Below are 12,213 nucleotides of genomic sequence, written 5' to 3'. Positions count from 1 at the left end.
GTGGCGCCGGGCTTGTGCCGGGGTGGCGTCAGCTCAGGCCAGCCGCGTGCGGCTTGGGTCGGCTGCCGCGTCCCGCGCCGGGGCCGGCTGAGCCGCCGGCGCCGTCGGCGCCAGCAGCCGGGCCAGGCCCCAGCCCACGCCGGCACCGACTAGCTGGGCCAGCATGAAGCCCGGCACATCCGCAGGCGCGATGCCGGCAAAGCTGTCGCTGAACATGCGGCCGAAGGCCGCGGCCGGGTTGGCAAACGAGGTCGAGGCGGTGAACCAGTAGGCCGCGCCAATGTAGGCCGCGACCAGGGCCGGCGTCTTGCCCGCCGGGCTGCGCAGGATGACCATCAGCAGGCCAGCGGTGGCCACCGCCTCGGCCAGCCACTGCGCCGGGCCGCTGCGCACCTTGTCCGACCACTGCAGCACGGGCATCTCGAACATCGCATGCACCAGCCAGGCGCCCAGCATGGCGCCGAGCAACTGCACCGCCCCATAGCCCAGGGCCAGGCGCAGGGGCAGCTCGCCGCGCAGCAGCATCACCAGGGTGACCGCGGGGTTGAAATGCGCCCCGCTGACCGGCCCCATCAGCTCGATCAGCACCCACAGCCCGAAGACCGTGGCCAGGGTGTTGGCGAGCAGGGCCAGGCCGTCGTTGCCGGCCGACAGGCGCTCGGCCATCACGCCCGAGCCGATCACCACTGCCAGCAGGGCCAGGGTGCCCAGGCCTTCGGCCAGCAGTTTCTGCAGGGTGCAGGTCTTCATCGGATTCCCGCAGGGCTTCAGGCCGGGTTGGCCGGGGCTTGCTTGGCAAGCTCGCGCACGCTGCCTTCCAGGGCCAGGCGCTCCAGCGCGCTGGCCGGCAGGTTCAGCAGCAGTTCCAGGCGGCGCTGCATGGCGAGCAGGGTCTGGCGGAAGGCGCGCAGCCGCTCCTCCTCGCTGCCTTCGATCGCCGAGGGATCGGGGTAGCCCCAGTGCGCGGTGGCCGGCTGGCCGGGCCAGTAGGGGCAGGTCTCGCCGGCGGCGTTGTCGCAGACGGTGATGACCAGATCCATCACCGGCGCATCGGCCGCGGCGAAGTCGTCCCAGCTCTTGCTGCGCATGCCTTCGGTGGCGATGCCGGACTCCGCCAGCACCTTCAGCGCCAGGGGATTGGGCGCGGTCTTGGGCGAGCTGCCGGCCGAATAAGCCTTGAAGCGCCCGCCGCGGGCAGCGCTCAGGTGGTTGAGCAGGCCCTCGGCCAGGATGCTGCGCGCCGAGTTGTGCGTGCAGAGGAAGAGGACGTTCAGCGGACGGTCAGTCGACATGGGCAGCTCGTTCAGGGTGGGGAAGGGGGATTCAGCGCCCCCGCACCGGGATGCGGGCATCGAGCCGGACGGTGGCGGGCGGGGTGGGCGCGCAGCAGGCGCCGGCCGCATCGGTGGGGGTGGCGGCCGGTGCCGCCGCAGACGGGGCGCAGCAGGCCTCGGCCGGGGCGGCAACCCGCACGGCCGGCGTGCCGCAGGCCGCCGCAGCCGGGCTGGGCACGGCCGGTGCGCAGCAGGCCGAGGCCGGCTCGGCCGCAGCCGCCGGGGCCTCGCGGAAGACCGGGATCGTGGCCAGGGAATGGAAGTGCTCCCAGGCGATGCCCTGGGGGTCGGGAATCCAGTGCTTGTCGCTGCGGGCGTAGCAGCAGGTGGTCTCGCCTTCGTCAATCAGGCTGAGGTCGGCCGATTCGGCGCGGGCCTTCAGTTCGGCAAGTTCCGAAGGGTCGTCGACTTGCAGGCCCAGGTGGTCCAGGCCCGGCGCGGCGCTGCCGCGGGTGGAGATCGCGAAGTTCAGCCGCGGATCCTCCAGCATCCATTTCGCGTAGTCGGCCTCGCGGCGGGCGGGCTCGGCGCCGAACATCGCGCTGTAGAAGGCGATGTTGCGGTCGAGGTCCTCGACATGGAGGTGGACGTGGAAGCGCTTCATGGGATCTCCTTGGGCATGGGGCTCAGCAGTCGCAGCCGCTGGCGGGGGCCACCGCACAGGCGGCGCCTTCGCAGCAGTGTTCGGTCAGGTAGGCGATGAGGCCGTCGACCTGGCCGTAGCGGGCGCGGTAGATCAGGTGCCGTCCTTCGCGGGTCGATTCGCACAGGGCCGCAGCTTGCAGCTCCTTCAGGTGGAAGGAGAGCGTGGCGGGCGGTAGCCCGAGCTGGGTGGCCAGCACCCCGGGCGTCAGGCCGGGCGGACCGGCAACGACCAGGGCGCGGAACACCCGCAGCCGGCTGGCCTGGGCCAGGGCGGCAAAGCTTCGGACGGCATCTGACTCTTCCATCATTCCATGATAGTCGAATGATAGAGCCGGAAAACGCCCGCCGAGGCGGGCATCCCATGCAGCGGGGTCTTTACTTCTTGGGCGCCGGCGGCATCAGCACCTTGTCGATGACGTGCACCACGCCATTGCTGGCGGCCACATCGGCCTGGGTGACCAGGGCTTCGTCGGCGGTGACGAAAGGACCGGCCAGGGCGATTTGCAGTTCGGCGCCGTTGAGCGTCTTCAGCTTGCCGGGCTTGACCTGGGCGGCCATGAGCTGGCCGGGCACCACGTGGTAGGCGAGCAGGGCCTTGAGCGCTTCCTTGTCGCCGGCGAGCTTCTCCAGCGTCTTGGCGGGCACGGCCTTGAAGGCCTCGTCGCTCGGCGCGAACACGGTGTAGGGGCCGGCGGCGGCCAGGGTCTCGCTCAGGCCGGCGTCCTGGATCAGCTTGGTCAGGGTGCTCAGGCTCGGGGCGGCCGCGGCAGTGGCCGGGATGGGCTGGGGCAGCGGGGTGCTGGCGCAGGCACCAAGCAGCGCGGCGCAGGCGCTCAGGGCGATCAGGTGGGGGCGAAGGCGCATGGGGGCTCCGGGAAGAAAGGAAAGCGGTCGGGCAACAGATCCGCAGCCCGCGATGGTTCACGCGCTTCGTGACAAGCGCTTGACCCCTGTGTGACAGCCCCGTCAGCCCGCTGCGGCTCGGCGCAACAGGCTGTGCGACGTGCCCCTTGAGACTCCGCATGTCGGAAAAATGACAACTGTGACGGCGCTGTCACGAGGGCGTCATGGCGGCTTTCTAGAGTGCAGCGGTCTTCTCCACGCCACCCGAAAGGTTGCCGCATGTCCCGATTCAATCTCCGTGCCTTCGCCCTGGGCGCCACCCTCAGCCTCGGCGCCAGCCTCAGCTTCGCCCAGGACGTCACTGGCGCCGGTGCCAGCTTCCCCGCCCCGGTCTATGCCAAGTGGGCCGATGCCTACAACAAGGCTACCGGCGTGCGCATCAACTACCAGTCGGTCGGTTCCGGCGCGGGCATCAAGCAGATCAAAGGCAAGACGGTGGACTTCGGTGCCTCCGACGCGCCGCTGAAGGACGAAGAACTCGCCAAGGACGGTCTGATCCAGTTCCCGACCGTGATCGGCGGCGTCGTGCCGGTGGTCAACATCAAGGGCATCACCCCGGGCCAGATCAAGATGACCGGCCAGGTGCTGGGCGACATCTACCTGGGCAAGATCACCAAGTGGAACGATCCGGCGCTGACCGCGCTGAACCCCGGCGTGCCGCTGCCGGACAGCTCGATCGCCGTGGTGCGCCGCGCCGACGGCTCGGGCACCACCTTCATCTTCACCAACTACCTCTCCAAGGTGAATGCCGAGTGGAAGGAAAAGGCGGGTGAGGGCACGGCCGTGAACTGGCCGACCGGCGCGGGTGGCAAGGGCAACGAGGGCGTTTCGGCCTTCGTGCAGCGCCTGCCCAACTCGATCGGCTATGTCGAGTACGCCTACGCCAAGCAGAACAAGATGTCGCACGTCCTGCTGAAGAACAAGGACGGCGAATTCGTCGGTCCGGACGAAGACAACTTCAAGGCCGCCGCCGCCGGTGCCGACTGGGCCAAGAGCTTCTACCAGATCCTGACCGAGCAGCCCGGCAAGACGAGCTGGCCCATCACCGGCGCCACCTTCATCCTGATGCACAAGCAGCAGGACAAGCCGGCCAGCGCCAGCGCCAGCCTGAAGTTTTTCGAGTGGGCCTACACCCAGGGCGACGCCATGGCGGCCAGCCTGGAGTACGTGCCCCTGCCCGCCTCGGTGAAGGACCTGGTCCGCGCCCAGTGGACCGCCCAGCTCAAGGACAGCGCTGGCAAGGCCATCGCCTACAAGTAAGGGCCTGCACACCGGGCAGCCCGCGCCAAGTCGGCTGCCCGGACGCTTCCTTTCCCTCAGGGTCCGCCCGGTTTCGCCCGGGCGGACCTACGTAAGATCGCCGAGGTCACCTTGTCCGCAACCCTCCCCGCGACCGCCCCTGCCGGCGGGCCCTCGATGGCGTCCACCCAATCTCCCTCCCAGCCCCCGGCCCGGCGCAGCAACCTGCCGTGGGCGGATGGCTTGTTTTCCACGCTCGCCCACGGCGCGGCCATCATCACCCTGCTGCTGCTGGTCGGCATCATCGGTTCGCTGGTTGTGGGTGCGTGGCCGGCAATCACTGAATTCGGCCTGCCCTTCCTGTGGTCCTCGGAATGGGATCCCGTGCAGGAGAAGTTCGGCGGCCTGGTGATGGTCTACGGCACGCTGATGACGGCTTTCATCGCGCTACTCATTGCGGTGCCCGTCAGCTTCGGCATCGCCCTGTTCCTGACCGAGCTTTCGCCGGCCTGGCTGAAGCGCCCGCTTGGCATTGCCATCGAGCTGCTCGCCGCCGTGCCCTCCATCGTTTACGGCATGTGGGGCCTGCTGGTTTTCGCCCCCCTGCTCGCTGAATACGTCCAGACGCCGCTGCAATCCGCTTTCGGCACCGTGCCGGTGCTGGGCGCGCTGTTCTCCGGTCCGCCGGTCGGCATCGGCATTCTTTCGGCCGGCATCATCCTGGCGATCATGGTGATTCCCTTCATCGCCTCGGTGATGCGGGACGTGTTCGAAGTCACCCCGCCGATGCTGAAGGAATCTGCCTACGGCCTGGGTTCGACAACCTGGGAAGTCATGTTCAAGGTCGTGCTGCCCTACACCAAGACCGGTGTGGTCGGCGGGATCATGCTGGGCCTGGGGCGTGCCCTGGGTGAAACGATGGCGGTGACCTTCGTCATCGGCAACTTCAACCAGCTCAACAGCCTGTCGATCTTCGAAGCCGCCAACAGCATCACCTCGGCCCTGGCCAACGAATTTGCCGAAGCCGGCGCCGGCCTGCACCAGGCCTCGCTGATCTACCTGGGCCTCGTGCTGTTCTTCATCACCTTTGTCGTGCTGGCCTGCTCCAAGGTCTTGCTGGCCCAACTGAAGAAGTCCGAAGGGAGCCGTTCTTGAGCGCCGTCCTGCAAGGTGGGGGCCGCGACGCCGCCCTCGACGCCAAGCGCCTGAGCAAGTTCAATTCGCGCAAGCGAGTGAACGCCATCGCGCTCTTCCTGTCACTCGGTGCCATGGCCTTCGGCCTGTTCTGGCTGACCTGGATCCTGTTCGAGACCATCCGGCTGGGCGTTGGCGGCATGGCGCTGTCCATCTTCACCGAGATGACGCCGCCGCCCCAGGCCGAGACCGGTGGCCTGGCCAATGCCATCTTCGGCTCGCTGATGATGGTCGGCCTGGCCACCGCGCTGGGCACGCCGATCGGCGTGATGGCCGGCGTCTACCTGGCCGAGTACGGCCAGAAGGGCTGGCTGGGCAATGTCACCCGCTTCATCAACGACATCCTGCTCTCGGCCCCCTCGATCGTCGTCGGCCTGTTCATCTACACGGTGGTCGTCGCGCCGATGAAGGGCTTCTCGGGCTGGGCCGGCGTGCTGGCCCTGGCGCTGATCGTGATCCCGGTCGTGATCCGCACGACCGAGAACATGCTCAGCCTGATTCCCAATGCCCTGCGCGAGGCCGCCTACGCCCTGGGCACGCCGAAGTGGAAGGTGATTGCCAGCATCACGCTGAAGTCGGCCCGCGCCGGCGTCATCACCGGCGTGCTGCTGGCCGTGGCCCGCATCGCTGGCGAAACCGCCCCGCTGCTCTTCACCGCCCTGTCCAACCAGTTCTGGACCAGCTCACTCAATGAGCCCATGGCCAGCCTGCCGGTGACGATCTTCAAGTTCGCGCTCAGCCCCTACGAGAACTGGCAGCAACTGGCCTGGGCCGGCGTCTTCCTGATCACCCTCGGCGTGCTGCTGCTGAACGTGCTGGCCCGCACCTTCCTGCGCAACAAGCACTGAGCCTCCCGCCACCTCACTCCATCGGAACCCACCCATCATGGATGCCAAGATCCACATGCCCGAGACCGAGGTCGCCAAGCTCTCGGTGCGCAACCTGAACTTCTTCTACGGCCACTTCCATGCCCTGAAGAACATCAACCTCGAGATCCCCCGGGGCAAGGTCACGGCCTTCATCGGCCCCTCGGGTTGCGGCAAGTCCACGCTGCTGCGCACCTTCAACCGCATGTTCGAGCTCTATCCCGAGCAGCGTGCCGAAGGCCAGATCCTGCTCGACGGCCAGGACATCCTCAGCACCAAGGACGATGTGGCCCTGGTGCGTGCCAAGGTCGGCATGGTCTTCCAGAAGCCCACGCCCTTCCCGATGTCGATCTACGACAACATCGCCTTCGGCGTGCGCCTGTTCGAGAACCTGAGCCGGGCCGAGATGGACGAGCGTGTCGAGTGGGCGCTGAAGAAGTCCGCCCTCTGGACCGAGGTCAAGGACAAGCTCCAGCAGAGCGGCTCGGGCCTCTCGGGCGGCCAGCAGCAGCGCCTGTGCATCGCCCGCGGCATCGCGATCAAGCCCGAGGTGCTGCTGCTCGACGAGCCCTGCTCGGCCCTGGACCCGATCTCCACCGGCAAGATCGAGGAGCTGATCCTCGAACTCAAGAGCGACTACACGGTGGTCATCGTCACCCACAACATGCAGCAGGCCGCCCGCGCCTCGGACTACACCGCCTACATGTACCTGGGCGACCTGATCGAGTTCGGCCCCACCTCCGAGCTGTTCATGAAGCCGCGCCGCAAGGAGACCGAGGACTACATCACCGGCAGGTTTGGTTGAGGGCCGCGGCGCCAGCCGTCCCGTGGACGGCTGGACGGCCCGGACGACCCGAGCTCTGCGAGGCGCTGGGTGCATCAAGCAAGCCACCGACTCGATGGACTGATTCAGCCCGCTGGGCTTGCGCCCGGCCCGTTCCAACGTTTTCCAGGATCCCCCCATGCCCGACAAGCACCTCTCCACCCAGTTCGACGCCGAGCTCGGCGACATCTCCACCCGCGTGCTGGAGATGGGCGGTCTGGTCGAGGCCCAGGTCGCACAAGCCGTCTATGCCCTGGCCCAGTTCAGCAGCGAGACCGCTGCGCAGGTGCTGGTCGGCGAGGAGCGGGTCAATCGCATGGAAGTCGAGATCGACCATGACCTCTCGACCATCATCGCGCGCCGCCAGCCGACCGCCCGCGACCTGCGCCTGCTGATCGCCATCAGCAAGACCCTGGGCAATCTGGAGCGTGCCGGCGACGAGGCCGCGCGCATCGCCCGCGTGGTGCAGCGCCTGATCGGCCTGGGCATGCCCACCCGCATGCACACGCCCATGGGTGACCTGAGCTTCGAGGCCAGCCTGGCCACGGCCTCGCTGCGCAAGGCCCTGGACGCCTTTGCCCGCCTGGATGCCGAAGCCGCCTTCGAGGTCATCAAGCAGGACAACCAGATCGACCTGGAGTTCGACGGCCTGATGCGCAAGCTCATCACCTACATGATGGAAGACCCGCGCAGCATCTCGGCGGCGATCGACCTGGTCTTCGTGGCCAAGGCCATCGAGCGCGTCGGCGACCATGCCAAGAACGTGGCCGAGCAGATCATCTACGTGGTCAAGGGCACCGATGTTCGGCACAACCCGCTCGCCACGGTCGAGCAGATCGTCAAGTGATCCGGGCTGACGTGAGCAGGGAGATCAGCGCATGAGCCGCGTGTTGGTGGTGGAAGACGAGCCGGCGATCGCCGAGCTGATCTCGATCAATCTCCGGCATGCCGGCCACGAGGTGACGATTGCCGGCACCGCAGACCAGGCGCAGTTCGAGATCGACGCCGTGCTGCCCGATGTGGTGGTGCTGGACTGGATGCTGCCTGGCTGCTCGGGCCTGCAACTGGCCAAGCGCTGGCGCGCCGAGAAGCGTACGGCCGAACTGCCCATCATCATGTTGACCGCCCGTGCCGACGAGGCCGACAAGGTCAGCGGCCTAGATGCCGGGGCCGACGACTACCTGACCAAGCCCTTCTCCACCCAGGAGCTGATGGCCCGCATCCGCGCCGTGTTGCGCCGCAAGGCGCCGGACGCGCTGGACAATGTGGTCGAGGTCGGCCCGCTGCGCATCGATCCGGCCACCCGCCGCGTCGGCCGCGTGATCGACGGCGAGCTTCGCGAGCTGAAGGTCGGCCCGACCGAATTCCGCCTGCTGCATTTCTTCATGACCCATCCCGAGCGCGTGCACAGCCGCTCGCAGTTGCTCGACCGGGTCTGGGGCGACCATGTCTTCATCGAGGAGCGCACGGTCGATGTGCACGTCAAGCGCCTGCGCGAATCGCTCGCGCCGGTCGGCTGTTCGGCGATGATCGAGACCGTACGCGGCGCAGGCTACCGGCTCAGCGCCTCGGTGGTGGCCGCAGCCTGAGGGGCTGAGGCCCTGCTTCTTCTCCCGTCTCCGGAGGCCCATGGGCTGGTTGCTGCCACGTTTGCTGGCCGGTCTCTTGGCCCTCCTGGGCGGTGCCCTGGCGGGTTACTTCCTGGGTGAGTTTGCCCACCTGCCCATGGTCTCGGGCCTGTTCGGGGCCTGTGCTGCCGTGGCGGTGCTGGTCGTGCTGGACACCTTGCGCGGCCTGCGGCTGATGCAGTGGCTGGGCGAGTCCGGCCGGCCTTCGGTGCCGGCCAAGCTGGGCGTCTGGGGCGAGGTGGCCTACCGGGTCGAGCGCCTGCTGCGCCAATCCGAGGCTCAGACCCGGCAGGAGCGTGACCGCCTGCAGCGCTTCCTCAGCGCCATCGAGGCTTCGCCCAATGGCGTGCTGCTGCTCGATGCGAACGAGCAGATCGAGTGGTGCAACGGCGTGGCGGCCGAGCACTTCGGCCTGGACCCGCAGCGCGACCGGTTGCAGCGCATCACCAACCTGGTCCGGGCGCCGGTCTTCGTGCGTCATCTGCAGCAGGGCGACTACGACCGGCCAGTCAGCTTCCACGGCCCCGATGGCTCGGTGCTGCTGACCGTGCTGGTGCGCGACTACGGCGAAGGCCGTCGCCTGGTGCTGACCCAGGACATCACCGAGCGCGAGCGCGCCGAGGAGATGCGCCGCCACTTCGTCGCCAATGTCTCGCACGAGATCCGCACGCCGCTGACGGTGCTGGCCGGCTTCATCGAGACCCTGGACAACCTGCCGCTGACCGAGGCCGAACGCAAGCGCGTGCTGGGCCTGATGGGCCAGCAGACCCGGCGCATGCAGGACCTGGTCAGCGACTTGCTGGCCCTGGCTAAGCTCGAAGGCAGCCCGCGGCCGCCGACCGACCGCTGGGTCGAGGTCGGCCCCTTGCTCGACCGCGTGCTGGGCGATGCACGCACGCTCTCACGCGACCGGCATCCCATCCGCCTGGAGGGCGAGGCGCCGCGCGGTGCGCAGATCGCCGGCAACGAGACCGAGCTGCACAGCGCCGTGGCCAATCTGGTGACCAATGCCGTGCGCTACACGCCCGAGGGGGGCGCGATCAGCATCGCCTGGCGCCGCCTCCCGGAGGGCGGCGGCGAGTTGGCGGTGCGCGACGCCGGTATCGGCATCGCCCGCGAGCACATCCCGCGGCTGACCGAGCGCTTCTACCGCGTCGACCTCAGCCGGGCGCGCGACACCGGCGGCACCGGCCTGGGCCTGTCGATCGTGAAGCATGTGATCCAGCGCCACGGGGGCGAGCTGGAGATCGAGAGCCAGCCCGGCCGGGGCTCGACCTTCCGCCTGCGCCTGCCGCCGCAGCGGGTGCGCGGCGCCGCCGGGCCGGCCACGCCGCTGCGTCTGGTTCACAGCGAGGAGCGGCCGAACCAGGACGCGCCGGACGACGATCCGAGCCTGCGTTCCGCATCGGGCGCCTGAACCGGACGGCGCGCGCGCCCCGCGTGTCAGCCGGTCCGGGCCCGCGAGGCCTCAGGGCTGCGAAGTCGCCACGGTCGGTGCCACGCGGCGGTAGAGCAGGGTGCTGCCGCTGCGGTCGGTCGGCCGCTTGACCTGCGCGACCAGGCGCCAGCCCAGCCGCTGGGTGCCGGCCTCGTCGCTGCGGCGCCGGATGCTGGTGATCAGCCAGTCGCAGCCGGCGGGCTCCTGGCCGGGGCGGGCCTCGACCCGCCAGCCGCCGTGATGGGACAGGGCGGCCAGGGTGCTGCGGTCTTCGCCCGGCGCGAGCACGCAGCTACCTGCCGGCAGATGCTGGGCCAGGCGCTCGACCAGCGGTCGCTGGCTGCGCGCATAGTCCAGCACCGGCAGCAGCAGGGTCATCATCAGCAGCCAGTTCAAAGCCACGCCGCCGGCCGGCAGCACCAGGCTCTTCCACAGGGCGCTGCGGTGCCGGCCGGTGCGCCAGCGGACGAGGGTCAGCCAGGCCAGGGTGCCGGCCACCGCCGCCGCCACGGCCAGGGGGGAGAGGGTGTGCACATAGCCCGGCGCCAGCTTCAGCACATTGGCGGCGGGCTTGGCCGGCCAGCCGGTGCTCAGCGAAATCCACATCATCCAGCTCGCCAAGGCGCAGAGGCTGAAGGCGAAGACGGAGAACCAGTCGATCGCTGCCGACAGGCTGCGCGAGAGCGTCGGCAGGGCGAAGGCGGCCAGCACGGCGGTGGCCGGCAGCATCAGCAGCAGGGCGCGGTCGCTGCCCCCGCCGGCCAGCCAGCCCAGCATCAGCACACCGGCGATGCCGGCGGGCACGGCAATGTGGCGGTGGCCGGCATGGCGGCGCCATTGCCACAGCGTCCAGCCGGCCAGCACCCAGCTTGGCCACAGGAACCACAGCGGCAGCTCCAGCAGGTTCAGCGGCGAACCGGGCAGCTTCAGCCGCAGCGCCCAACTGCCCAGCGCCCAGGCCGTCAGCGCGGCGCCCAGGCCGGCGCCCGCCAGCCAGGGGGCGAAGGCCCGGGCCAGTGGATAGCTCGAACGCCGGCAGATCAGGATGCCGCCAAGCGCCAGGGCCAGGGCCATCACCGGGGCCCCGCTGCCGGCCAGCAGCGGCAGGGCCAGCAGGGCGGCGACGCGCGCGGGTACCTGTCGCCAGCCGCTGGCCGCCATCGCATACAGGAAGAGGCTAAGGGCGAAGAGCTGCACCAGCTCGGGCGTGGTCTCATGCCCCGGCTGCAACAGGCCGAGCGAGGCCACCAGGGCCAGCAGGGCGCCGTCGGCCACGGCGCGCGCGTAGTCGATCGGATGCGCCTCGCCGCCGAAGGCGAAGGGCACCGGCTGCGCGGCCTCGGTGCGGGCCAGCAGGTAGCAGGCATACCAGGTGCAGGCCAGCACGCCGATCAGCAGCAGGGCGAAGGGCAGGCGCGCAGCCAGCGCCGGATCCATCCATCCGCCCAGCAGCTTCATTGCCAGCGCGCCCAGGCCGGTGGCCAGCGGTGCCGCATCGGCGGGCAGGCCGCCGAGGGTCGGCGCCCACCAGGGGCTGTCGCCGCGGGCCACGCTGGCCATGGCGCCGAAGGCCGCCAGCTCGGGGCCGCGCCAGGGGTCGCGCCCGAACAGGCCCGGCAGCACATAGGCCGCACAGAACAGCAGCAGGGCCAGACGCGGCAGGCGCTCGGCGGCGCGGGCGGACACCAGGGCGGGCTTGGGCGTGTTCAAGGCGGCGGCATGTTCGGGAAGGCGGCGGCCGGCATCTTGCCGCATCGCGCCGGGGCATGAAAAAAGGCAGCCGAGGCTGCCTTGATCGAAGGGGCGGACCGGCGTGCGCTGGGGCGTCCGGTCGCGGGCCTCACTTCTTGCCGGGGATGCCGGCGCGGGCGAACTTGGTGCGGAACTTCTCCACGCGGCCGCCGAGCGAGTCGATGCTCTTCTGGGTGCCGGTGTAGAAGGGATGCGATTCGCTGGTGGTTTCCAGCTTCATCAGCGGCACTTCGCGGCCGTCGTCGAGCTTGATGGTCTCGCGGGTCGTCACGGTCGAGCGGGTGACGAACTTGAAACCGTTGCTCAGGTCGACGAAGCAGACGTCGCGATAGTTGGGGTGGATACCGTCTTTCATGGCACAGCTCGCTGTTGAGCCCGGCAGCCACGCCGC

At 69.3% G+C, this 12,213-nt stretch carries 13 protein-coding genes and 1 pseudogene; 7 read left to right on the top strand and 7 right to left on the bottom strand.

From position 1 onward, the window contains the following. Positions 1-33 precede the first annotated feature (33 nt). The 5 genes and pseudogenes from JI742_RS11465 to JI742_RS11445 all read right to left on the bottom strand — a co-directional run bounded on the left by JI742_RS11465 (position 34) and on the right by JI742_RS11445 (position 2,843). Positions 34-750: an aquaporin gene (locus tag JI742_RS11465; RefSeq protein ID WP_201826992.1), complete on the bottom strand. Its 717-nt coding sequence runs from the start codon at positions 748-750 to the stop codon at positions 34-36. A 17-nt stretch (positions 751-767) separates the two neighbouring features. Next, a complete protein-coding gene (locus JI742_RS11460) occupies positions 768-1,292 on the bottom strand; it encodes an arsenate reductase ArsC (protein WP_201826990.1) in 525 nt (174 codons plus the stop codon). A gap of 219 nt (positions 1,293-1,511) precedes the next feature. Then, positions 1,512-1,938 (bottom strand): annotated as a pseudogene (locus JI742_RS13935) (ArsI/CadI family heavy metal resistance metalloenzyme); the annotation flags it as partial. A 22-nt stretch (positions 1,939-1,960) separates the two neighbouring features. Then, on the bottom strand, positions 1,961-2,284 hold the full coding sequence (locus JI742_RS11450) for an ArsR/SmtB family transcription factor (RefSeq protein WP_201826986.1): 324 nt from the start codon (positions 2,282-2,284) through the stop codon (positions 1,961-1,963). Between the two features lie 70 nt (positions 2,285-2,354). Beyond that, on the bottom strand, positions 2,355-2,843 hold the full coding sequence (locus JI742_RS11445; RefSeq protein WP_201826984.1) for a fasciclin domain-containing protein: 489 nt from the start codon (positions 2,841-2,843) through the stop codon (positions 2,355-2,357). A 258-nt stretch (positions 2,844-3,101) separates the two neighbouring features. On the opposite strand from JI742_RS11445, the gene pstS reads away from it, so the two are divergent. From pstS to phoR, 7 genes are all read left to right on the top strand, one after another. Then, entirely contained in the window at positions 3,102-4,142 is a 1,041-nt protein-coding gene (pstS, locus tag JI742_RS11440; RefSeq protein ID WP_201826982.1) for a phosphate ABC transporter substrate-binding protein PstS, read from the top strand. Between the two features lie 156 nt (positions 4,143-4,298). Continuing rightward, positions 4,299-5,276 carry a phosphate ABC transporter permease PstC gene (pstC, locus tag JI742_RS11435; protein ID WP_201827918.1) on the top strand — a complete coding sequence of 326 codons (978 nt, stop codon included), beginning with the start codon at positions 4,299-4,301 and terminating at the stop codon, positions 5,274-5,276. Continuing rightward, the gene (pstA, locus tag JI742_RS11430) at positions 5,273-6,163 is read left to right on the top strand and encodes a phosphate ABC transporter permease PstA (protein WP_236677011.1); all 891 of its coding nucleotides are present in this window, start codon (positions 5,273-5,275) and stop codon (positions 6,161-6,163) included. Before pstC ends, pstA begins: the two co-directional genes overlap by 4 nt. A 37-nt stretch (positions 6,164-6,200) precedes the next feature. Continuing rightward, positions 6,201-6,986: a phosphate ABC transporter ATP-binding protein PstB gene (gene pstB / locus JI742_RS11425; RefSeq protein ID WP_201826980.1), complete on the top strand. Its 786-nt coding sequence runs from the start codon at positions 6,201-6,203 to the stop codon at positions 6,984-6,986. A 157-nt stretch (positions 6,987-7,143) separates the two neighbouring features. Then, the gene (gene phoU, locus JI742_RS11420) at positions 7,144-7,851 is read left to right on the top strand and encodes a phosphate signaling complex protein PhoU (RefSeq protein ID WP_201826978.1); all 708 of its coding nucleotides are present in this window, start codon (positions 7,144-7,146) and stop codon (positions 7,849-7,851) included. Positions 7,852-7,882: 31 nt separating this feature from the next. After that, complete coding sequence (gene phoB, locus JI742_RS11415; protein ID WP_201826977.1) at positions 7,883-8,593, top strand: phosphate regulon transcriptional regulator PhoB; 711 nt, start codon at positions 7,883-7,885, stop codon at positions 8,591-8,593. Positions 8,594-8,633: 40 nt separating this feature from the next. Continuing rightward, positions 8,634-10,049: a phosphate regulon sensor histidine kinase PhoR gene (gene phoR, locus JI742_RS11410; protein ID WP_201826974.1), complete on the top strand. Its 1,416-nt coding sequence runs from the start codon at positions 8,634-8,636 to the stop codon at positions 10,047-10,049. Between the two features lie 51 nt (positions 10,050-10,100). Here phoR and JI742_RS11405 read toward each other — a convergent pair whose 3' ends face one another. Next, positions 10,101-11,780, bottom strand: coding sequence for a hypothetical protein (locus tag JI742_RS11405; protein WP_201826972.1), 1,680 nt, complete (start codon positions 11,778-11,780; stop codon positions 10,101-10,103). Between the two features lie 130 nt (positions 11,781-11,910). Continuing rightward, positions 11,911-12,177, bottom strand: coding sequence for a type B 50S ribosomal protein L31 (locus tag JI742_RS11400; protein ID WP_201826970.1), 267 nt, complete (start codon positions 12,175-12,177; stop codon positions 11,911-11,913). Positions 12,178-12,213 lie beyond the last annotated feature (36 nt).

The sequence above is a fragment of the Piscinibacter lacus genome (assembly GCF_016735685.1).
In the GTDB taxonomy this organism is placed as follows: domain Bacteria; phylum Pseudomonadota; class Gammaproteobacteria; order Burkholderiales; family Burkholderiaceae_C; genus Aquariibacter; species Aquariibacter lacus.
Note: the sequence above shows the minus strand (reverse complement) of the source record. Positions and strands in the feature narration are given on the sequence as shown.